Origin of the sequence: Solibacillus silvestris (assembly GCF_051967575.1) — a bacterium.
GTDB lineage: Bacteria > Bacillota > Bacilli > Bacillales_A > Planococcaceae > Solibacillus > Solibacillus silvestris_B.
In genome coordinates, this window is record NZ_JBQCJW010000006.1 from 37,728 (window position 1) to 59,760 (window position 22,033).

Sequence of the window (22,033 nt, forward strand, 5' to 3'; positions counted from 1 at the left end):
AAATAAAAATAGTCCTCCACAGTTACAATTGAGAGTATAAAATATTAAATGTAAATATAAGTAAAATATGTTATAGATATAAATATATTAATTTTCAGGAGGTTGCAATGAAACTTTACAAAATCATATACCTATTTATTTTCTCAATTCTGTTTATATCGGGTTGTTCGGAACCGGAAAAAACTGAAAATAATCCTTATTTAACGATAGTTAATCATTTAACAAATGAAGACATGAACGGCCGTTTGACCGGTACTAAAGGCAATGAAAAAGCAGTGGATTATATTAAAGAGCAGTTTGCTATGGCGAAACTCGAAACGATTTTTAATGAGTCTTATTTACATTCTTATGCTCATACTTACTATAATCCGGAGAAGCAAAAAGTTGAGTTGTCGATTCATTATGAAAATAAGGAAATGAAATTGGAATACGGAATAGACTTTTTAGAGCAAAAATCTGTAAAATCATTACAGAGTCGGTTACCTATTTGTGACCAACAAGAAGAACTTATAAAAGATGATTGTATATTTATAACAACGGACGGATTTCCATTAAATAACCCCTATATAAAAGGCGTACTCATATCAAAACCCGATTTTTACAAGCACTTGCCAACTAACTTAAATGGGATTCCCATCTTTCAAATACAAGAAAAAATCTATGAACGTTTAGTAACGGATATAGAGGATATCCAACAAATTGAAATGAATATGGAATTAACTAATGAAGTGATTGAAGCTCATAATATAGTCGGGAAAATCACCGGAACAGGCCATGGAGATCATAGGGATGCCTTAATTATCTCTGCTCATTTTGATTCAGTAGGTTCAATCGGGGATAGCAGTATAGACGGTGCAATTGATAATGCATCAGGTGTTGCATCATTAATCCAACTCGCTTTTAATTTAAAACAACATAGTTTATCAAAAGATTTTCAATCAGATATTATTTTTGTTGCTTTTAATGGTGAAGAGTCAGGTATGCAAGGTAGTGAGGCATTTATTGAAAATATTGCTCAAAGTTACAAAAATATTTCAAATATCAATATCGACTCCATAGGTATAAAAGATATTGAAGAATATATGCTAGTAAATACAGAAAATGGACAAGCTTTACGTGAACGTTTAATCAGTTATTTGAAGGATCATCAATTCAATATTATTGATGAGAATCCGTCTATCACAAGCGACCATATGTCATTTTCTAAAAAGAACTATCCTGCAGTTACAATTGGCCAAAATGAATTGGATTTGATCCATACGCTTAAAGACAAGAAAGACGTTATTGATACTAATAAACTCCATGAAATTGTAACAGGTTTATTTAATTATATTGTAGAAAAAGAAGGAATCGATTTAGAATTAATCCATGAACATTCCGAGCTAACCGAGGAAGAATTGAAGATATCAAAAGAACTTGTAGAATTAGCAAATGAAGAAGAGCGTAATTTAGAATTCGGGCAATACAAACGAATGAGTTTTAAAGAAACGGAAACTGAAGTTGTTAATTCAATTGTTGCATTTAATGATGAATTAGAATTTACATCGGTTTCTTCTGCAACAGCTAAATTAAATTGGCTAACTATCCCTGACAAACTAAATGAATATTCTTTCAATAAGGGGTATATCAGTGTTTTTCTTGCACCAGATAATTTTGATTCATTAGAAACGGATAAAGTCTATGAAATAGGCCACTTCGCCGTTGAGGATCTAAGCTCGTTAAAATTAATTTATTTAGATTCCAATTCCGAAGGGTATGATATTTCAATTGGTAATACGCAAATCGGAAATGATGCAAAAAATAAGGTGGTTCCATATCAAGACCATGAATATATTGTCTCCGATTATGAGCCGCATTTAATTATTAGTACTTCAAGACAGTGGGATAATAAAACTTACTATTATTCAATAAGTAAAGTAAAGCAAGAGAACAATGGTGATAGGTTCCTTTTATGGACGTCTGGCGAGGTAGAAGAAGCCTTACAAACTATTCATTCTTTTGATTTAGAAAATTGGACAAAACAAATGGGTTTAAAATAACTTTAAGTATGAAAAGCCAATCCCGAGGGAGAATTGGCTTTTCATTCTGTTGATAAACTCAGATATCAATAGATATTTTGTAGAAATTCGGATAAATTCTCTCCAAATCATCATTTTTATGAATTGGAGGGATTTTTATGTTTTTTATGCACTCGCGTCAAGAAACCGGAAAAAATCACCAATTTTATCGATTTATGTACGAGTCAGGACACCCGTTAATTCAACTGGACAAACTCATCGATTGGCAGTGGATTTACCAAAAACTTTTACCTTATTATTCTCCTACAAAAACAGGGCGTCCTACTGTTGACCCTCTTTTTCTCATTAAAATTCTGGTGATTCAGGGACTGGAAGGCTTATGTTCGGTTCATCTGTAAACAAATTCAATCCAATACTACCCATCGCTGGTTTTTAGGGATTTCCCCCTTTCATAAAATGCCGCACCATAGTATCGTTACACGTTTTCTCTGGGAAGGGCTACAGGGTAACGCATTCCATTTAGTCAAACGTTTAGTCAACGATCCTCTATTTCGTCTGGATTGCGGTTTTCCCGTTTCAGATTCAATTGTCATCGGAAGCGTCCTATTCACGGATGATTCGCGTGATTAGTGAGCCAGATGTAATGGATACGATGCAAGATGAACTCATTCAAACAGTCTTTATTGAAGGGTTTCTTTGTGATGAACATCTTGGTTTTGATGCTACACATTTTGAGTCTCGTGATGCATCAAAGCCTTCTGAGAAAAAAGAAGCTGCACCACCAAAAAAACGGGGCGTAAATCAAAGGAAGAACACGCTGCCTAGCTCACTGAGCAAGGGGAAATAGAAGCAAATCTAACGACGTATGAAAAGAAACTGGAGGCGCAGTTAACGATTTCAGCGAACGAGCTTTTATAATTCTTTAATTATTTCGATATAGTCTCTATCACATAATAAATGAATGATATATTTTCCATTCGTATATGTTGTCACACTGCCTTCCTGTTCTGTTTTTCTCCAATTGTTTAAGTGGATGATGAGTTTGTAGCTAACAGGAATTCCATTTTCGAATGATGCTTTTTCCCAATTATACCCTCTAACGTTATCGGTTTTATATACTAACTGAGCACTCTTCGGAAGAGGAAAATTACTTAATTCCTCAGATTTTTCGTAGAATGATACAGATAGCAGGAAAAAGAGAATACCGGCAAACAACAGAATAAACATGAAAACTAAAAATTTTACAAGTTTCTTCTTCATGATTCACCAACTTCCAATGAAATTTCAGCTGAGCGCTGATTATTCAAAAAGAAAATAATTAAGAAGCAATAACACGATTGCCAATCCAGTGAAAACATAATAAGCGATATTCGTTTTGCTCTTTTGATTTTTTGCTGACTTCATCTTCCTGACACCTCAATTTCTGATTTCCTTATTTTCATATTCATTACAATAAAATTAACATAAATACCGGGTGAAGTAATTACAATTCCTAAAATAATAAATATATTAAATGAAACTTTATGAATAAGCAGGTTGACAGCATCTCGGATATTAAGAAGTATAGTGATAGTGTTTTGGTTTGCAACTTAACTAGGGAATGGCTCCAAAATTAATTCCGTCAATAGCATCTTTTTTTTTATGCTCTTTTTGCTATAAGGCTAATGTGTTAGGCTGAATTATTGCGCCCAACTAATCTCTTGCACGGGTTGTAAATGGACGGTACGATAAGAGGATGTCGGTTTGCTGGACTATGACGAATTTCAGCGTCAAATATCGTTCAATAGTTCGATTCGGAAAGCCGAAAAAAAGTTATTATACATAAAAGGTAAAGGGAGTGATTATATGCGGCTTTGTCGTTGTCAGAAGATTAAACAAGTAAAAGTAGAAGCGGATATAAGTGCAGATCCGCTATGGTGCGGCCGATGCTTCGCCAATTTGGATATGAATGATTTTCCGTTGCCTCCAGAACTCAAAAAAGAACTTCAAGCCTGGATTGCCGATTACGGGCAATGGATTGATTGGGAAAATGACGGAATTGTAAAAGGCGGCGCATTAATGGAAGAGCAGCATAATATGCGCGGTGTTGTTTTGGCGGGGAGGGTGAAGCTCACACTGGAGGATCAATATGATGTCGTCTTCGCACCTGCCATATTTTCGCGAAGAATCATAAAGAATGCCCTGTAAACTTTATATTGTTTAAAAATCCAATTCACAAATACCTGCACTGAAGAACGTAAACTTCAATAAGATACAAGGAAAAAGTGGGATTTACCGATTAATCAATATATTTCAATTAGCATTGTTGCCAGTGATGGGGCAATCTCTTGGATAAAAAGCTTCGACCAGTTTTTGCGGCAAAATATTTTGCTTCAAAACATTTTATACCAAGTCAAATTAAACACAGACAAAGGATTCACAATGGATTTATCGGGTGATCCAGTGACCGTTTACTTTGATTTATAAAATGGTCAGATTTAAATAGGTTATAACGTAATTTGAGGCCTGCAGCGGGGACATTTTGAAAAAATTGTTTCAATTGCAGGTATTTTTTTATTTTCATATCTTCAGGTTGCAAGAACGGGTGAGGGGCTATCGTGAGCGACATTCCATTAGCACTTTCAATAAAGCCTTGTATATATTGCTGTCGGAGCATAATGGATAAGTATCAAATAATGATATATCAGATTACGGTATAACGCTGGACTGATATATCATATAATGATATATTCTTTTTAAGGATGTATCACTTTATGATATATCATAATTGAATATAGGTGGTGTTTTGTTGAAGAAAGCTGAGCAATTAACAGATTCCATGTTTTATATTATGGCAGCCTTAACGAAGCCAAGGCATGGATACGCAATTATGAATTTGATTGAGGAAACGACAGATGGGGCGGTTGCGATAGGTCCAGCTTCAATGTACACGATAATAAAAAAGTTGTTAAAGCTTGAGTGGATATATTTATATGACGGGTCGGATTCAAGGCGGAAGACATATTTGCTTACCGAGAAGGGCAGGGCAGTAATAGCAGAAGATGTGAAGATAAGAAAACGGATGATCCAATTAGCGGAAACAGGGTTGAAGGAGGGCGAAGAATGAAACAGACAAAGTATATTATGTCAGGCGGATTAGCATTTTCCGAGGAAAAGGATATGGAAAAATTACGCCGATTTTCTTTGAAGGGGTGGCATGTCAGCGATTTCAAGTTTATGGGTTATACGCTTAAAAAAGGGGAACGCTCAGAGTATATTTACAGTGTGGATTATCGTTCATTAAATGAGGATGAAGAAGAAGAATACTTTGGCTTTTTTTCATCTTTCGGATGGTCGCATATTGCTTCAGAAGGAAATATTCATTTATTCAGGGCATACCCTGACACAAATCCGATTTACAGCGACCGTGATACATCGGTTGAAAAGTATGAAAACTCTGCGCGTTCTACGAAATATGTCGCAATTCCGCTTGTGCTGCTAACAGTAATCGCATGGATAGGGGCAATGGTTAGCACCGATGTTTTACAAGCTTTGCTGCAGGTGATAGCTGTCATATTAACGGTGATTGCGGTACCGGCAGCGTGGACTGTAACCGCAATATACAGCAATAAATGGAAAGCGGAGGAAAAAGGGGGACTGGTAAAATTTGCGAAAACTATACCGATCCTGCTCTTCTTCATAGCTGTTTTCATATTGTTATTAGTCGATGGCGATGCATTGCATATGCTGGCATCAATAATCATTGGAGCAATTGCACTTCCCGGTTTTATTTGGGTTATCATGTCTCTTTATCATAAAATGGGGGCAAATAATATTTAGTATACGATTCGGATAATCAAATTTTCACATAAGGTGATTGGGCTTCCAGCTGCCTTTTTCCAAACAGAACCAACGAACTCAAAGAGCCTTGCCGCAATGCATGCAGTAAGGCTCTTTCTTTTCTGCAAAATCTAATAACATGAAAATCGTTTTACACTGGGGATAATGGACTGTCTGCACAATCATCATTAGCTAATCCGGATCACCTGCACTTCTTTCGCCTCCCATTGATTACCTTTAAGATGAACTTTAACTTCCGCTCCAACAGCTCCTAAAGCCGACCGATCCCTTGAACCTTCAAAAAATTCATTGTTGGACTTGTCCTCAATCCTTTTTAGCCTTGCTGAGCCACTAATCCACTAAATTACCTAATAATAGAAATATTTGAGGTGTTATTAGGAGGAACAAGACAATTGTAAAAAAAACCTTATAGCCTATGTCATTTTCCCGATGCTGTTTTCTCTTTTTTAACCAGACGATAAAATACACTACAGCTACCCCAAATGTTACAAAAGAAAGAAAATCCAAATAGCCACCCCATTTTATAAAGATTCAATATATAACTACTAACCGGACAGCAGCCATATAAACGTCTCTTCCTTGATTGTCTGTTTTTATTTTATTCCACCGGATGCTTGTAAGCCCACAAAAAAAAATTTGCAGCGCAACCTTTGCTGGCATTACAAGTATAATTAGCAAACTGTTCAGCCTTACCGTTTATGGGATCGTGATTGCTACACTGCCAATGTTCAACCGTCCGTCCTTATAAAGATATTTATGATTAATTCCCGAAAAATATCCTAAAGAAAAACGAATGGGCATCATATAAATCGGTTAAAAAACTTCAGGAAAATACGACTCGCCATTTAAAATCCGTAACGTTGTACTAATACAGTTAAATTTAGAGGATTTTGGCGATTTGTAGCGAAATTAAATGAGAAAGGGGAATTTTTAAAGGGGGAAGATTAATGTTCATTAAAATTAATGGTGAAAGAATTGACTTCACGAAAGTCGAGTTAATTGTAATAGAACAGGGGATCGCGGATTTATTTGAAAGCTTTGACAAGAAAACATTGCATGAGCTTGCGGCGCAAAAAAAATATGAGCATTTAAAAAGCTATGTGGAAAAGCATGCTGTACATATGAAGGATTTACCGGCAGGGAAAGCTTTAAAAAAATTAAAGGATGAGGGGAACATCTTTTATAAACAGTTTCTGAATAATTATGGAGACCTCGCATATTCGCGGTTTATCGTCAAAGGGGATGAGCATTTATTAAAACAGAAAGGCGTTTACACTATTATCGCGAACAATGAAATGAAGTTTTGCGGTGTGTGCGCAAGATCGTTTAAAGAGCGCTTTAACCAGCATATCGGCAATATTTATGCAAAAGGGTGCTTCCGTGACGGCACGGCGACACATTGCCACGTCAATGCTAAAATTACGCAAATGCTGCCGGCGAACGATGTGCATTTCGCCATTTATCCGATGGAGCATGAAAAAGATATGAACAGCCTGAAAAATGCGATTATTAAACGTTTCGAGCCGGAATGGAATTTGCGCTCGAACAGGGATATATATGAATTGACGACAATGTTTTAACTAAATTTGCCTCCGCCTCCGTTTGCACGTATGAAATTTATGAACCGATGGATTATTGTCGTTATTCTTGTTTCATTTACTTATATTATTGGGAATAGTAAGTGAAAAAAGGGTAGGTGATTGTCATGCAGGCAGCATTGAAATATTACAGGCAAGTCCATAGCGAATATTTGTGGCTCCATTTTTTGGTGGCGGTCGTATTAGTGTTTACGTCGGTATTTTGGTTTGTGCTTCCATACTTCATGATTAATTACGGCAATTACTCAACAACAGCGTTCCAGCAATTGCTAATATTAATCGCCCTATATACCGTTCCGTCATTTATCGTCACAATGCATTGCTGGTTTATTAATTTTAAGGCGGCGCTTCGATGGAAAAAGAGTTATCCCGAAGAAAGTGTCTGGCGATGGTTTTTAAAATTCCAGTCCATTACATTTTTGACGGTAGTCCTATTTTCGTCGGTCATTTTCTCAAGTCTGTTCATTATTGATATGGTCCTTTAACGGGGTTTTTATTGGCTTTCTTTGCTTCACATATATCTCACATCGCCGTCAAAAAAAATTCACATTAAAAAAGTGAGTAATGTATTGGAAAATTTGGTACGATTGAGGCATCAATGTGAAGGAGATTGAATGCAGCATGAATACAGATTTAAATATCTTCTTAGCGTTCGGTGCTGGTTTTTTGAGTTTTATCTCGCCGTGCACCTTACCGCTTTATCCGGCGTTTTTGTCATACATTACGGGCATGACGCTGGATGAGCTGAAAACCGAACGTGGAATGATGCAAAAACGCGCCATTTTACATACATTATTTTTCCTGCTCGGATTTTCTCTTATATTTATTGCCATCGGATTCGGGACATCTTTAGCGAAAGAGTTTTTCTTCCAATACCAAGATTTATTGCGTCAAATTGGGGCGATTTTAATTGTCGCATTCGGGCTGATGATCGTTGGCTTACTGCAAATAGACTTTTTGATGAAGGACCGGAAATTCCAGTTTAAAAACCGCCCATCAGGATATTTCGGATCTATGCTGATTGGTTTGGCGTTCGCTGCTGGCTGGACACCATGCACAGGGCCGATATTAATGGCCATTATTACACTTGGCGGGACAAATCCAGACTCGGCTATTTGGTATATGATCGCCTATTATTTAGGGTTTGCGATTCCATTCTTTACATTGTCGTTCTTCATTACGCGAATGAACTGGATACGCACACATAGCCAAAAAATCATTAAAGTGGGCGGTTATATTATGATCGCTGTCGGTATCCTATTGTTCTTTGATGGATTGACATATATCATTACAATCTTCTTGCCAATTTTCGGCGGGTTTAAAGGTTTCTAATAGTTCCATGCATACTCATACCGTGCTATACTAGGGAAAGTGATGTGATCGATAAATGCCGACCGTTTTAATTGTAGATGATGCGCTGTTTATGCGTGCAGCAATTGGCAATATGCTAAAAGAATTTGGCTTTGACGTTGTAGGTGAAGCTTCGAACGGCAAAGAAGCAGTTGCGCTTTATGATCAGCTGCAGCCGGACTTAGTGACGATGGACATAACAATGCCTGTCATGACAGGTATTGAGGCTGTGAAACGAATTATTGAAAAACATGCAGATGCAAAAATTATTATGATTACGGCACTGGGGCAGCAAAATAAAATCAAAGCGGCAATTGAGAGCGGTGCGAAAGATTTTATTACGAAACCTTTTCAGCCGGAACAGCTGAAAGAGGTAGCATTCAATGTACTCAATTTGACTTCTTTCAGCAGCAAATTCCCAACTTGAAGATAGCGGGAGAATTCCAGCCGGCCGCCTTTTTACGGTGTCCAAAACGCGTCAAACTCCTGCAGATCAATAAGGTACATACAATGACATCGTGAGGCAATTGATCATAAAATAAGTCAACATAAGAGGAGGAATATGATGTTTGACAGTATACCTTCTCACTATTTATTAATTGGTTCGACGATTATGGCCGTAATAATGGGTTCGTTCGTGATGGTCATACGGCTCCGTGCGCAAAAAAAGCCAGTATCGACAAAAAAAATACTCATCCCGCCATTTGCAATGTCAACAGGGGCATTGATGTTTATTTTTGAGGAATTTCGTGTGGCTCCGATTCAAATAGTGGAAGCGGCGGTAATTGGCCTGCTATTTTCGCTCGTACTAATACTTACATCGAAATTTGAAGTAAGAGATGGCGCGATTTACATGAAGCAATCAAAGGCGTTTCCTTTTATATTAGTGGGATTACTTATTTTACGGGTTATTTTGAAATTAATATTTGCAGAAAGCTTTGACGTCGGAGAGCTTGCAGGAATGTTCTTTATTCTGGCATTCTCGATGATTTTGCCGTGGCGCATCGGCATGCTCATCAAGTACAAAAGGCTTGAAAAATCTCAAATTGTTGCATAAAAAAGGCTGCCGCTGAAAGTTTTCCACTTTTCAGGGCAGCTTTTTCTGCGTTTAAGCAACTGACATATTTGCCCATTAAACCTCAAACAAATGGTCGTAATTCGTCGTGTCAATTTCCATTTCCTTCAGTTTTTTGCGCAGAAATTTATGGTCGCGCTTTGGCGAGGCGATAATATATCCGCGGATAATTAAATCCAGATTGATTTTCGTCGCATGTTCCTCAAGTGCTATTTCTCCGATTTTGCCGGCTATCTTTTCTTTCGCTACTTGGCGGAACAGCTCTGGAACAGGACTGACAAGCTCTGCAAGTAAAGCTTTTTCGTCGTCTCCCCATAAATGGACCGTTTTATCCAAGTAAATATTCTGCCAATCCAAATCGGATTTCCCGTCCTGTTTCGGCAGCGCCTTCAAAAATTTGCGGAACATAAAAAAGCCGCCAATCCCCATAAGCGAAATCAACACTACAACCCAAAATAGTATAAACCATAAAAACCAGCCTTCCAAGTCCACAATGTTCACCTCAATTTTACTCAATATTGTCTATTATATAAGGTTTTGTAAAATATTTCATCGTCCTTGTCCCTTTTTTCGATAAATCGTGACATATATAGGGCAAGGAGGTGAGGAACATGAACGAATTCGGATTTTTATCTGCATCATTGTCAGTGTTTTTTCAAACGGGTGTAGACGAATACAATGAGCCAATCATTAAAAGCGCTACGTACCGCAATTTGGCAAATAATGTGACTGCACAGCAGCTTCACACAGTCGCATTGGCCATCGTCGGGTTGACGGATTACAGTTATATTGAATCTGTAAAAACCCAAAAAGAAAGCGTAACGGCTTAATCGGGTAAAACGAATGGAATGGAGGTGAGATGATGGCACAAGTACTGCAATTGACATTTGCGAATACTGCCGGCAACACGATGACGATCAATATTAGTGATCCGAAACCGAATTTGACTGAAGCGGAAATAAATGCGGCGATGCAAACAATTATCGACCAGACCGCTTTCTCGAAGGATGGTTTTCTATTCAACGCGAAAAAATCAGCGAGAATTGTCGAGCGTCATGTGACGGATTTTGAATTGATGAACTAAAAGTAAAGCCGGTGAAGTGTAATGCTTTGCCGGCTTTTTCATAGTGGAATGGAGCGGATAGCCTCCATAAGAAAAAACAAAGGAGGGATTTTGATGGACCAGTGGATTGCAATCATTCAGGAAGTGACGTTTCCGATCTTTATTTCATTCTATTTGTTATATCGCATCGAAACAAAGCTAGAAGCGATTCATAGTGCACTCGTTGTACTTCATAATCCGAATGAACGCATATGAGTTGTGAATCACCCTTTCACAATTTTGACACAGAACCTTTCGAACTGTTTGTATTGAGAATGTACACAACATTCGATAAGATGAAGATAATGTTTGGAAGAGTGGAGAGAGAGAAATGAAAAAGAAAAACTTAGTATTGGCATTTGTACTCATAATAGCAACAGTGCTTTCAGCTTGCAGCAATTATCAATTCAAACCGACGACAAACTTTGAAATTGGCGATTTTACGGTGACCGACCAGCGCAACGAGGAAGTAACGCTGGAAAGCTTGAAAGGGGAACCGTGGCTGGCGATGTTCATTTTCACAAACTGTACGTCCATTTGCCCGCCAATGACGCAAAACATGAAGCTCATTCAGGACAAGCTTGAGGAGGAGGGACTTGAACAATATAAAATTGTCGCATTTTCCGTTGATCCGACCTATGATACACCTGAACGCCTGACAGAATATTTAAATCGCTTTAATCCATCAAATGAGTCGAAATGGTATATGCTGACAGGCTATAACCAGAAATTCATTGAGCAATTTGCAAGAAATTCGTTTAAAACCCCAGTACAGGCTATTGAAGGAGATGATCAGGTGATCCATGCCGATACATTTTTCCTAGTCGATGAAAAGGGAGTTGCCGTGAAAAACTATTCCGGCAATGGCGGTATCGGCGATGAAGTGCCTTTTGATACGATTGTTAGTGATATGGAAGCTTTAATAAAGGAACGGTTAAAAAATTAATGATAAACCCGCTGAAAAGTGCAATGCTTTTAGCGGGTTTTTATATGAAGAAATCTAAATTCACACGAAATAAAATATTCCGCCAATGTACCCGAAATATTACAGCAAGACTAATTTTTCGTTGAATGTACATAAATATTCAATTATAATTATATTTATAAACGGACGTATGAAGGAATCCCCTTTGGAAGAAGTGTTTACATGAGTTTGTATTTTGCGTATGTGATGGTCGGCTTGGCCATTGCGATGCCAGTCGGTGCCATTACAGTCGAAATGACGAAACAAGGCCTGAAAAACGGATTTATGCATGGCTGGGCAGTTGGGCTTGGCGGAATGACGATAGATGTCGCGTTAATATTGGCGCTGTATTTTGGCGTGGCGAAATTTTTGTCTTTATCGTATATCCAGATGCCTCTTTGGATTATCGGTGCGGCCTTTTTATTTATGCTTGCATATGACTCGATAAAAAATGCGGACAAGGATATCACATTGGCGGGGGAAAAAGTGAATAAATCATTTTTCTCGACTTACCGAAATGGCCTTTTAGTAGCTGTATCACCAGGGAATTTAGTATTTTGGATTTCCGTGTTTGGCGCAGTTTTGGCAGATTCCTATTCAGGAAATGGTGCCAATCAATTTTTAATTGTAGCTTTAGGAATTTTATCGGGCATTTTGCTGCATGATATCGGGCTGTTAACGATTGTCTCTTTATCAAGGAAAGTGATGAACCGAAAAATGATCAAATGGACATCGATTATCGCAGGTCTGTTGTTATTTGGCTTTGGCTGCTATTTTCTCTATGAATTTTATGTTGATGCGAAAAATCTAATATAATACTAGCAGCGTCCTTAAATGAAATATTTAAGGGCGCTTTTTAAATCCGTTTTTATTTACGGGCCAATCAAACAGGGGAAATTTGCAGCCGAATTGTTTAGCGGCTTCCAACATATTTGAAGGTGTAGCAATTGTTCGGGATTGTTGGCGTGCATTTAAATCACATTCAGGATTCACGGAAAATTACTCTTTCGGGATGTTTCGTGGGAAATGACATTTACGGTGGCGGTAAGCTGGATGGTAAATCCGCCTTCAGATTATTGTGATTGACTGCTGTATTGGGCTTGCGGTAAAAAAACCGGGCAGAGAAACAAATGGCATCATTTGCTTTCTATCCGGCTATAAATATCGTAAGGATTGAAGGGAATATACGTTCTGTTTATAGTGCTCTTCAAATAGAAGTCTGCACTATTCGCTTTTCATATTATTAGTATAGCTGAAATTTAAATAAAAGTCTATATTTTCAATTATTTTACATCTAAAATAAATCCATCGGCCGAAATAATAAAATGGAGTTTTTTATGGGCAAAAAATTTGTATGGAATCGTAATTTGAGAATAAGGCTTGCAGCGGAGACTGTTTTTAATATTTTCTACTGGATGTACTTCCCGTTCATCGCAATATATTTTAGCGGAACTTTAGGTTTAGGCTGGACAGGTATACTAATGACGCTCCCGCCAATTATTAGCTTAATTGCCGGATTGGCGGGAGGGGCTTTTGCGGATAAATATGGACGCAGAAAGGTGATGCTTTGGGGCACAGGCATACAAATCATAATGTTCATGCTATTTGCGGGCTCACAATTCATTTGGCTGGATTATGCGGCTTTTTTAGGAATCACGATTGGAAAAGGCTTGTATAAACCAGCAAGTGATGCGATGGTTGCGGATACGGTTCCTCATGAGGAGAGAAAGGCAGTATTCGCGACATTTTTGACGGGTGGCAACATTGGGGCGGTTGTGGGGCCTGTAGTGGGTGCTTGGCTGTTCTTTGATTACCGGGAGGAATTGCTGTCATGCTGTGCCATTGTTTTGATCGTTTACTTCATATTAATTTTTAGACGTTTTAAAGAAACATTGCCGACAGCTTCTGCAAAAGAAGCAGCTTCTATTAAACAAGAATTTATGAGCTATACAGCCATACTGAACGATAAAAAGTTTGCCTATTATTTAGGCGCGGGAATATTTTCGGTCATTGCGATTATGCAGCTGGATTTATATCTTGCCATTTATATTTACGAAGCAGTGCCAAGCCAGAAATTGTTCGCATTTTTGAATTATGAGCTTTCGAGCGAACAGATTTTAGGTTATTTGTTAGGGGTAAATGGCATTTTATTCGTTTTATTTATTTTGCCTGTCACGAAATGGCTGAAATCATGGCAGGACATGCATGTTTTTATTTTAAGCTGCCTGCTGTCGGGGTTTGGTATGTTCGCTGTCGTTTTTACCGCAAATATTTGGCTATTATTTGTGCTGACAATCATCTTTACATTCGGGGAAATTGTAAGAGCGCCTGTACTCTATAATTTTGTGAGTGAATATGCGCCGCAACATGCGAGAGGCCAATATATGGCTGCTTCGAATATGCAATTTACGATTGGCCGTTTTTTGGCGCCGTGTACGATTTTACTGGCACAGTTTTTTGAGCCATTCATAGTTTTCAGTTTTATCCTGCTGTGCGCACTCGCAAGTCTGATTCTTTATATAAAACTGTATAACATGCCGAGAAGCGCCAATTAGCTTTTAAAGAGTATTGGAAGTTTTATTTAAAGACAAATCAGTAGGCAATTATTCAAAAATTCAGCCTGCCCAGCATAATGCTTGGGCAGGCTCTTTATGATGCCGATAAAGCGGCGATTAAAGACTATAGTTTAAATTCCGGCTATTCGATAATCGATGTAATGATGTATCCGTCGGTATTATCGCCTGAAACAGTGAAATTTTCGGTGTCCGGAATTTTAGCGATCTCCTTACCATGCTCGTACTGAAGAAAATACGTTACACCTGCAATTTTCGCCACATGCTCTTTTTTATTTTTCAGGAAACTAATATACTCCTCCAACGCCAAATCTTTTTTATCGATGATGATGCTGTGCGGCAGTCCTACATAGCGAAAATGCCAAGGCTCAAAAGCAATGCCTGTAACATCTACTTTGTTTTCGGGATAGCGTAGAATGAAACCGAATTTTGCCGCATTTTCTGCCAGCCAATCACCTTCAATAACTTTATCCATTGTACCTTGCGTCGAGCCGATATCCAAAGAAAGCCCGCTCTGATGCTCGCTATATCCCGATGGAAGTGCATAGCTGGCACCATTTTCCTCATATAGCTGCTGCTGTGCCTTTCCGCTTCTGTAAGTGCTGTTGATTTTAAAATGCCGAACCCCGTCTTTGGCGGCAGCCTCAAACATTTCCTGCAAAGGTTTCATGACATTTATTTGCAGTAAGTAATCAGAATCGACCACTACGTTTTTTGCGATGTTTTCAGGGATAACCGATAAGTTCGTTGGATCCTGCTGCAGCTTAGTTTCTTTATTAATTAAAATTAGATCCCCGCTGTAAACCGATTCATCAATAAGTGAAATTTCCTGCTCGAGTGTTGGGGATTCCTTAAAAAAGCACAGATAAACAACGATTACAATGATAAACGAAAATATTATCTTTTTCATTAAAACTCTCTCCTTTTTCTCCTAGTTCCTATGATAAAGAAGAAAGCTTAAATTTAAAGTAGGGAAAATCTTAATTTTTTCTTAATTTTAGAGGAAGCCTCGTTTCAAAGTGAATTTATCTGTTGCTGTTCCAAACCCGGATAAACCTATTAAACTTCTGGTTAGTATTTTTATTTATGGGTAAATAAAGATGGACACGCATAAAGGAGGAGGTTTTTTTATGGCAACAAAGGAATTGGCTTTGCACGAACAGCTGGAAGTCCATGAAGTGTTGATTTTCAAAACGAATTGTGTGACAAAGGGCAAATTATTCGTCGATCTTGTTCAGGATAAGAAGCTGAAGGAAATACTTGAAGAAGACCTGGAACTTTCGGTCAAGGCAATTAAAGACTTAAAAAAAGTGCTTGCGGATGCGAGTAAAAAATAGTTGAGGAGGAATGGACAATGCCGTCAGAAAAATCGGAAGAAACAAACAATGAACAGCTTGATATATCAATTATTGATGATATGGCCATTGCGACCGACTTGCTCATCACATCAAAAGCGGCAGTCAGAAGTTTGGCGGTAGCTATTACGGAAACCGCTACTCCATCTGTCAAAAAGCTGCTGCGTCGCGAGCTAGACAATGCGATCGATACACATGACAAAATCGCGCAATATATGATAAGAAACGAAATGTATCATGCCTATGATTTAACTGAGCAAATAGAGCATGATTTGGAAAAAGCGGATATCGCCCTGGATTTGGCGAAAAAATAATTGGAGGCGGCTGAAACTAGCATCAGCCGCCTTCTTTCTGTATATTGCACTGCTGGGATTTGACGTACTTATCGTGACAATGCTGGCGGCGGCAGGGGGGACTTTCATAAAAAATCAATCGGAATTGCCGAATTAAAGGAGACCCGCTAATGTAAATGAAAAGATAGACAGCTTGAAAAAGTAAAAAAAGATGCCGCCTGTACAATAAAGCCGGCATCTTCTTGAAGTGGACGAACTTTAAAAACCCTCTTTATAAATGAGGCCGACTTTTAGAGGCTTTTGCAAAATCGCATTAGCTCTTCCTATTAATAAAAGAATGAACTGCTAATATAAGTGTGATAAGAGGGAATGCAAACCACAATGAGCCTCTTTCGAAAAAGTATTTGAATTCAGGTATAAACACCAAATATTTGCAAACGAACATAAACATAAAAAATGAGCCAACTAATAAAATTGCTTCAGGAGCATTTACAACTTTCTTTTTTTCCATTAAGAACAACCTCCAATTCAACGTTCCTTAGAAAATATTACCATAAAAATTGGGCAGTGAGCGACATTTTCTGTAAAGCCACCATTGAACAGGAAGAAGAATCACCCTCGTTTACCAACTGAACTGGTGTGAAGAGAACAATACGAATTACCGCAACTGAATGAAACAGGTTAGCATGTTGGGCGAATTTAAAATTGAAAAATTAAAACTCCCGAACAAGGCTTCAATATAAAACGGTAACAAAATGAGATGGCTAATAGGGGGAATTATAACTACAACAAGAGCAGCATAGTTCCCGCTGCTTTTTTGTTCATAAATGTAATTATGACAAAGGAATGGTTTACAAATATTTACTTGTGATTTAATATTATGTTATACGATATATCGTGTGACATAATATTGTAGGAGTGGTAAACATGACGTATAGTGGCGGACCGATGACAGAAGCAATGTATTATGTCTTATTGGCGCTGATGCGTCCAAATCATGGCTATCAGTTAATGCAAGCCATTACAGAAGTTTCGAGAGGACGTTTAAAGATGGGACCCGGGACGCTCTACGGGGTTCTTTCCCGTATGCAAAAGGATGGGCTAATTGCTTTAGCAAATGATGATGGACGAAGAAAAACATATGAAATTACAAAAGAGGGAGAGCATGCACTACGGCTGGAGTATGAGCGCTTAAAATCTTTGATCATTGACAGCAGTGTATTAGAGGAGGAAAACGATGGATAAAAATGTACGAAAAATCCGGCCTAGCAACTATTGGCGTATCGGGGAACATGAAAGCTGGTTTTCGGACATGGCATTAAAAGGGCTTCATCTCCGGAAAATGGGCATATATTTTGCGCATTTTGAACAAGGCGAGCCGAGGCGGATGGAATACCGGATAGAAGTGACAAAAAATAAAGGGATTTCCGACGAGCAAATCGAGCTGTACGAGGAAAATGGCTGGGAATATGTGACGAGCTATCAATATTTTCATGTGTTTGAATCCCCGGAAGAACGCAATGCAATCGAGCTTCATACAGATTTTGCTGAACAATCCTATACATTGCAGCAGCTGGATAAGAGGCTCAGCGTAAATTCAGCCGCAATTTTTTTAGGAACCTCGCTCATTATCGGCATGCTGGCAGCACTTTGGTTTGTGGATGGTACGCCTGTTTTGCGGTTAGTCGAAGGACCTGTCGTTCAGCAGAGCATTATGAGCCTGATATATGTTTATTATATGTACACCTCTATACGTGCACTGCGGGCAATTCGGGCATTAAGGAGAGATTTGAAAGAGGGGAAAGCGATCAATCATCATGCGCCATGGGAAAAAAGCTTGCGGAAAAATACCGCATTTTCAGTGGTATTTGTCGGAATTGCCATCGCTGGTTTCCTATTGGCATTGTCACATTTAGTGAAAATGGATACATATACGATGCCAAATGGGGATACACACTTGCCGATCGTTCGTTTAGCGGATATCGAAAACAATCCGATGCTCGTTCGGGATGAGCATTATAGCGATGACGGGATAGATTGGGCGAACCGCTATTCAACCAATTGGAGCCTATTTGCCCCTGTACAATATGAAACCGATGAAAGCGGCATGATCGAGGGAATGGCATGGCTCGATGAAAGCGGCACTTATTCGCCGAGCATTTCATCGGAAGTATATGAATTGACGTTTCAAGCATTTGCCTCACCATTGCTTTCAGATTTGATTAAATGGTATTCGTATGGAGACGAAACGGAGCCGTTTTTGGAGAAAAAACATTCCGGTTTCGATAAGCTCATCGTTTATGAGGAAGCGGAAAAGAAGCAAATATTCGCCTCAAAAAATAATGTGGTGATCTTTATCCGGTATTATGGATATGCGAAACTGGATACCATCATAGAAAATGCCGCCGAAAAAATCCGTTTGCTTACAGATGAATAGACTTTAGCTAGAAAAATTGGAGCATATCAAAAATAACCGGATTTCTTCTATTTAAATTAAGAGGGAATCCGTCTTTTTCCATCGAAACAATTATTGATAATAAAATGTTCTCCTCAAAACTTTAAAGAACGGAGATGCTGCGAGCTAAAATAAAGCCGCATATCGTTCCATTTTTAATTGTTAAGAAAAGCACGGATTTTGGCGTTGCGGGTAACTTTGCAAGAAAGTGTTATCAGTCCGGGAAATTAAGCAAACTACTCGCATCATTAGGCCGCTCTGCAAAAATGTGGAATGTTTACTTTTACGTCGGGTCCTCCGATGTCTGTCGGAGTTGAACGGGCGCTTTAGCACTTCTGTTCTTCGCCGGCTGAAAATCCCCGAGGAAATCTAAGTATATTTTCAGCGAAGCGGCTAGATGGCAAGAAAAGAGGCAGATTCCCGCAATTTGAAATGAAGAGGATCCGCTATTACCGGTTGGAGGGAACTGTTTAAGTACCAACCTGAAAAATAGGCGGAAAAATTCCCCTTATTAAAAAAATACAATAAAAAATGGTCTCAATAGACGGAGAAATTCCGCCTATTGACCTGAAAAACATGAAAATGTAGTATTTTTCTTTGGATAACCGGAAAAATTCCTCTTATTTACTCTAAAAAGAGCTACATTGCGCAAATAACCGGAAAATCTCCGGTTATTTTTCCTTATTAATTTAATTAAGAGCCGGAATTTCTATCAGGAAATATGAATTTTGCCCAATCCAACCCTAAAGAGAAGCCCTTATTAAAAATGATAGTGGGTTTTAAATAACCGTGGATTTTCAGTGCCTTGTGCAAAAATGGCGGAGCGTTTATTTATTTTTGCATCAAGTTTTCCTAGCTCTCTCGGAATTGAACGGGCATGTCAGCGCATTTATTCTTCATAGTTTAAATTTTTGTGCAATTTGAAACTAAGGCATTGCTAAGCTCGTACATGAAGAGAATACAATTATCGGAGGGATTTTATGCGTGCTATAGACTGGTATGATTTTGGTACATACTTTATCAACAATGAATTCCAGACGATTTATGCCGCGACGGCGGATGACTTTAAAAATCTCGTCACATTTGAGCAGTTTGCAAAGCTGTGTGCGGAATATAATGAAGGCGTGGACCATTACGAAATCGCGTACGAGGCACAATTGGACAGCTTGACGCAGCTCGTTTTGCTTGATGATCGAAAGAAGAAGGCAGTCGTCGTCGCTTTTGACGAGAATCGTATTATCCAAACGCTTTATTTAAAACCGTATGTTACCTATCCTGAAACGGACGGAACATACACAAAAAACAGCTACCGTCTGCCAATACACGATGAATGGTTTGTATTTTGGGGAGGCGCGAATGAATTCATCAATTACCACTATGCCTATGAACAGCAGCGCTACGCCTATGATTTGGTCATCATCAATGAAGGGCAAAGCTTTAAAGATTCACCAATAAGCAATGAAAATTATTATGCGTTCGGCAAAGATGTCGTCGCGCCATATGCCGGGAAAGTAGTGTCAGTAGTCGATGGCTTAAAAGACAACATCCCCGGAGAAATGGATGAACAAAACCCGGCAGGCAACTATATTGTCATTGCACATCCGAATGAAGAATATAGCATGATCGCGCATTTTAAAAAGGATTCGATTATTGTGAAGCCGGGGGATAGCGTAAAAGAAGGGCAGCTGCTGGGCCAATGCGGCAATTCAGGCAATTCTTCAGAAGCGCATATCCATTTTCAGGTGATGGACAATGCCGATCTGCATGAGGCAAAGTCGATCCGCATACAATTCCGGGACGGCCATGAACCAATCCAGGGGGAGATAGTAAAACCCGCCCTTTTAATGGATAGTTCGGATGAAGCATTTCACAAAATCGAAAATTCATTGTCAGTTGGGGAGATCCTCCTGACGATACGAAGAATTATCGGACAGATTTTTCAATAAATATAATGGAGAGTATGATGAAAAATTTATTAGACTGGATTTTACTTAACTTGCCATCACAAAAGCTACAGCATTACTGGACTGGCTTCAAGCCCGTTGCTTTTGCGATTTTTGATGAGAAGGATGTTTATTTGTTCAATCATCCGAAATGCAAACAGCAACGATATGTAAAATTTCCTAAAACCGAACAATTTTGTGCCTGTACATGCATCCTTTATGAAGACATCCCGACCGCTATAGTGGATGCTGCAATTTACGATTCAATGGAAGATATGTATTCTTTGCTTGTGCATGAATCGTTTCATGGCTTTCAGTATTTGTTTGGGGAAAGCCGCTTGCCGAATGAATTTCTAGGGTTCAGCTATCCGGTAGATTACAGGAATATTCAACTTCGGATCGAGGAAAGAAAGAAACTTTATGATGCGTATTTTGCGCAGAATTCGGCAGAGCAGCACTGCCATATAAGTGAATTTATTGCACTTAGAGAAAAAAGGATGGAATTGTTCCAACACTATGTGGAATATGAGAATCTCATTGAAACAATCGAAGGACCAGCCTATTTTGTTGAATACAGGGCATTGATGGATGTGAGCATGAATAGTGAAAACATTATAAAAGACTATGCTGACCTTCTCGCAGATCATGAATCATCGAATATAAATATTAGGAAAAGCTGTTATAGCTCGGGTTTATTTCTTTGTTTACTACTGGACAAAGTTTCCGCAGATTGGCAAATGGATTTTACGGACTCGCCATTAACTTTGTTCCAATTTTTCAAAGAACGGTATGGCAGCTGCAATTCAGTGATTATAAACATGCCGGATCATTGTGCGGAAGCGGCGGAAATAATGGCTAAAGCGAAAGAGCAAAAGCTGGATGCATTCAGAAAGTTCGATAACTCCGACGGGATAAAATTGACGATTACCGGCGAGATTGGCTTAACCGGTTTTGATCCGATGAATATTACTATGCTCGATAATAGGGCAATCCATCATCATTTTTTAAAAATCCGCATAGACGATCAGGAATATTTTATTGAGCAGCCCGTTTCAGCAATGTTCGACCATCATTTTACGCAAGCAAATTCCATCATTTTATTTATGAGGAAATGGCCCATCCAAAACGGGAATCGATTTGCAGTTGAAGGAGTCGGGGAATTGCGGGGAACGCTTGTTTCAAAAAATTCGTCTTCGATCCATATAGTGGTATAAGTAATTGAAATACGTCCATATGAATGGCGATTAAATATGAATTACTATTGTAGGAAAAGGGAAAAGGTCTTTATCCTTATTCATTTACATAATTTTTTATTATATTATACTAATTGTAATTATTTCCGCAATATTTTTGCTATCCTATTTTTTAATAATGCCGCAAGTCGTTATTACTGAAAAAAATGGGCGGAAAATAGTGTGAAATATGGAATATTACTGAAATATAGTATGATGGGAATTGAGGTAAAGA

Annotated in this window: 27 protein-coding genes; 23 read left to right on the forward strand and 4 right to left on the reverse strand. The window is 38.5% G+C overall.

Annotated features, from left to right (window positions below; genetic code table 11):
* The first annotated feature begins 107 nt into the window (after positions 1-107).
* The 3 genes from ACTHOQ_RS05475 (at position 108) to ACTHOQ_RS05490 (ending at position 2,865) form a co-directional block, all read left to right on the forward strand.
* On the forward strand, positions 108-2,039 hold the full coding sequence (locus tag ACTHOQ_RS05475) for a M28 family metallopeptidase (RefSeq protein WP_440494688.1): 1,932 nt from the start codon (positions 108-110) through the stop codon (positions 2,037-2,039).
* A 137-nt stretch (positions 2,040-2,176) separates the two neighbouring features.
* Positions 2,177-2,416 carry a transposase gene (locus ACTHOQ_RS05480; RefSeq protein ID WP_440494689.1) on the forward strand — a complete coding sequence of 80 codons (240 nt, stop codon included), beginning with the start codon at positions 2,177-2,179 and terminating at the stop codon, positions 2,414-2,416.
* A 245-nt stretch (positions 2,417-2,661) separates the two neighbouring features.
* A complete protein-coding gene (locus tag ACTHOQ_RS05490; RefSeq protein WP_440494690.1) occupies positions 2,662-2,865 on the forward strand; it encodes a hypothetical protein in 204 nt (67 codons plus the stop codon).
* 65 nt (positions 2,866-2,930) lie between these two features.
* Here the strand turns inward: ACTHOQ_RS05490 and ACTHOQ_RS05495 are convergent, their stop codons facing one another.
* Positions 2,931-3,278 carry a hypothetical protein gene (locus tag ACTHOQ_RS05495; protein ID WP_440494691.1) on the reverse strand — a complete coding sequence of 116 codons (348 nt, stop codon included), beginning with the start codon at positions 3,276-3,278 and terminating at the stop codon, positions 2,931-2,933.
* A 483-nt stretch (positions 3,279-3,761) separates the two neighbouring features.
* Here ACTHOQ_RS05495 and ACTHOQ_RS05500 point away from each other — a divergent pair, with 483 nt between their 5' ends.
* The 8 genes from ACTHOQ_RS05500 to ACTHOQ_RS05535 all read left to right on the forward strand — a co-directional run bounded on the left by ACTHOQ_RS05500 (position 3,762) and on the right by ACTHOQ_RS05535 (position 9,863).
* A complete protein-coding gene (locus ACTHOQ_RS05500; protein ID WP_440494692.1) occupies positions 3,762-4,205 on the forward strand; it encodes an immunity protein CdiI family protein in 444 nt (147 codons plus the stop codon).
* Between the two features lie 601 nt (positions 4,206-4,806).
* Positions 4,807-5,124, forward strand: coding sequence for a PadR family transcriptional regulator (locus ACTHOQ_RS05505; protein ID WP_440494693.1), 318 nt, complete (start codon positions 4,807-4,809; stop codon positions 5,122-5,124).
* A complete protein-coding gene (locus ACTHOQ_RS05510; protein ID WP_440494694.1) occupies positions 5,121-5,837 on the forward strand; it encodes a DUF2812 domain-containing protein in 717 nt (238 codons plus the stop codon). The genes ACTHOQ_RS05505 and ACTHOQ_RS05510 overlap by 4 nt, the downstream gene beginning before the upstream one ends.
* Positions 5,838-6,805: 968 nt before the next feature.
* Positions 6,806-7,438: a GIY-YIG nuclease family protein gene (locus tag ACTHOQ_RS05515; RefSeq protein ID WP_440494695.1), complete on the forward strand. Its 633-nt coding sequence runs from the start codon at positions 6,806-6,808 to the stop codon at positions 7,436-7,438.
* Positions 7,439-7,563: 125 nt separating this feature from the next.
* Positions 7,564-7,941, forward strand: coding sequence for a hypothetical protein (locus tag ACTHOQ_RS05520; protein WP_440494696.1), 378 nt, complete (start codon positions 7,564-7,566; stop codon positions 7,939-7,941).
* Positions 7,942-8,077: 136 nt separating this feature from the next.
* On the forward strand, positions 8,078-8,788 hold the full coding sequence (locus tag ACTHOQ_RS05525; protein ID WP_440494697.1) for a cytochrome c biogenesis CcdA family protein: 711 nt from the start codon (positions 8,078-8,080) through the stop codon (positions 8,786-8,788).
* 55 nt (positions 8,789-8,843) lie between these two features.
* On the forward strand, positions 8,844-9,233 hold the full coding sequence (locus ACTHOQ_RS05530) for a response regulator (protein WP_440494698.1): 390 nt from the start codon (positions 8,844-8,846) through the stop codon (positions 9,231-9,233).
* Positions 9,234-9,371: 138 nt separating this feature from the next.
* Positions 9,372-9,863: a CcdC family protein gene (locus tag ACTHOQ_RS05535; protein WP_440494700.1), complete on the forward strand. Its 492-nt coding sequence runs from the start codon at positions 9,372-9,374 to the stop codon at positions 9,861-9,863.
* A gap of 75 nt (positions 9,864-9,938) precedes the next feature.
* On the opposite strand, the gene ACTHOQ_RS05540 is transcribed toward ACTHOQ_RS05535, so the two are convergent.
* Positions 9,939-10,373, reverse strand: a complete 435-nt coding sequence (locus ACTHOQ_RS05540; protein ID WP_440494890.1) for a DUF2621 domain-containing protein — start codon at positions 10,371-10,373, stop codon at positions 9,939-9,941.
* 119 nt (positions 10,374-10,492) lie between these two features.
* Between ACTHOQ_RS05540 and ACTHOQ_RS05545 the strand changes: the two genes are divergently transcribed.
* The 6 genes from ACTHOQ_RS05545 (at position 10,493) to ACTHOQ_RS05570 (ending at position 14,502) form a co-directional block, all read left to right on the forward strand.
* The gene (locus ACTHOQ_RS05545) at positions 10,493-10,711 is read left to right on the forward strand and encodes a DUF1659 domain-containing protein (protein ID WP_440494701.1); all 219 of its coding nucleotides are present in this window, start codon (positions 10,493-10,495) and stop codon (positions 10,709-10,711) included.
* 32 nt (positions 10,712-10,743) lie between these two features.
* Positions 10,744-10,965 carry a DUF2922 domain-containing protein gene (locus ACTHOQ_RS05550; protein WP_440494702.1) on the forward strand — a complete coding sequence of 74 codons (222 nt, stop codon included), beginning with the start codon at positions 10,744-10,746 and terminating at the stop codon, positions 10,963-10,965.
* Between the two features lie 93 nt (positions 10,966-11,058).
* Entirely contained in the window at positions 11,059-11,199 is a 141-nt protein-coding gene (locus ACTHOQ_RS05555) for a YvrJ family protein (RefSeq protein WP_440494704.1), read from the forward strand.
* A gap of 115 nt (positions 11,200-11,314) precedes the next feature.
* Positions 11,315-11,929 (forward strand): SCO family protein, encoded by a 615-nt coding sequence (locus ACTHOQ_RS05560; RefSeq protein WP_440494705.1) that lies wholly within the window; start codon positions 11,315-11,317, stop codon positions 11,927-11,929.
* A 201-nt stretch (positions 11,930-12,130) separates the two neighbouring features.
* The gene (locus tag ACTHOQ_RS05565; protein WP_440494707.1) at positions 12,131-12,763 is read left to right on the forward strand and encodes a LysE family transporter; all 633 of its coding nucleotides are present in this window, start codon (positions 12,131-12,133) and stop codon (positions 12,761-12,763) included.
* Between the two features lie 521 nt (positions 12,764-13,284).
* Positions 13,285-14,502 (forward strand): MDR family MFS transporter, encoded by a 1,218-nt coding sequence (locus ACTHOQ_RS05570; RefSeq protein ID WP_440494708.1) that lies wholly within the window; start codon positions 13,285-13,287, stop codon positions 14,500-14,502.
* Positions 14,503-14,644: 142 nt separating this feature from the next.
* On the opposite strand, the gene ACTHOQ_RS05575 is transcribed toward ACTHOQ_RS05570, so the two are convergent.
* Complete coding sequence (locus ACTHOQ_RS05575; RefSeq protein ID WP_440494709.1) at positions 14,645-15,430, reverse strand: M15 family metallopeptidase; 786 nt, start codon at positions 15,428-15,430, stop codon at positions 14,645-14,647.
* Positions 15,431-15,650: 220 nt separating this feature from the next.
* Between ACTHOQ_RS05575 and ACTHOQ_RS05580 the strand changes: the two genes are divergently transcribed.
* Positions 15,651-15,857 carry a spore coat protein gene (locus ACTHOQ_RS05580; protein ID WP_440494710.1) on the forward strand — a complete coding sequence of 69 codons (207 nt, stop codon included), beginning with the start codon at positions 15,651-15,653 and terminating at the stop codon, positions 15,855-15,857.
* Positions 15,858-15,874: 17 nt separating this feature from the next.
* Positions 15,875-16,189 carry a spore coat protein gene (locus ACTHOQ_RS05585; RefSeq protein ID WP_440494712.1) on the forward strand — a complete coding sequence of 105 codons (315 nt, stop codon included), beginning with the start codon at positions 15,875-15,877 and terminating at the stop codon, positions 16,187-16,189.
* A gap of 292 nt (positions 16,190-16,481) precedes the next feature.
* On the opposite strand, the gene ACTHOQ_RS05590 is transcribed toward ACTHOQ_RS05585, so the two are convergent.
* Positions 16,482-16,679, reverse strand: a complete 198-nt coding sequence (locus ACTHOQ_RS05590; RefSeq protein ID WP_440494714.1) for a hypothetical protein — start codon at positions 16,677-16,679, stop codon at positions 16,482-16,484.
* A gap of 416 nt (positions 16,680-17,095) precedes the next feature.
* Between ACTHOQ_RS05590 and ACTHOQ_RS05595 the strand changes: the two genes are divergently transcribed.
* The 4 genes from ACTHOQ_RS05595 to ACTHOQ_RS05610 all read left to right on the forward strand — a co-directional run bounded on the left by ACTHOQ_RS05595 (position 17,096) and on the right by ACTHOQ_RS05610 (position 21,780).
* Positions 17,096-17,413: a PadR family transcriptional regulator gene (locus ACTHOQ_RS05595; protein WP_440494716.1), complete on the forward strand. Its 318-nt coding sequence runs from the start codon at positions 17,096-17,098 to the stop codon at positions 17,411-17,413.
* Complete coding sequence (locus ACTHOQ_RS05600) at positions 17,406-18,605, forward strand: DUF2812 domain-containing protein (RefSeq protein WP_440494718.1); 1,200 nt, start codon at positions 17,406-17,408, stop codon at positions 18,603-18,605. Before ACTHOQ_RS05595 ends, ACTHOQ_RS05600 begins: the two co-directional genes overlap by 8 nt.
* Before the next feature lie 998 nt (positions 18,606-19,603).
* Positions 19,604-20,569, forward strand: coding sequence for a M23 family metallopeptidase (locus ACTHOQ_RS05605; RefSeq protein WP_440494720.1), 966 nt, complete (start codon positions 19,604-19,606; stop codon positions 20,567-20,569).
* Between the two features lie 17 nt (positions 20,570-20,586).
* Positions 20,587-21,780, forward strand: a complete 1,194-nt coding sequence (locus ACTHOQ_RS05610; protein WP_440494722.1) for a hypothetical protein — start codon at positions 20,587-20,589, stop codon at positions 21,778-21,780.
* The last annotated feature ends 253 nt before the right edge of the window (positions 21,781-22,033 follow it).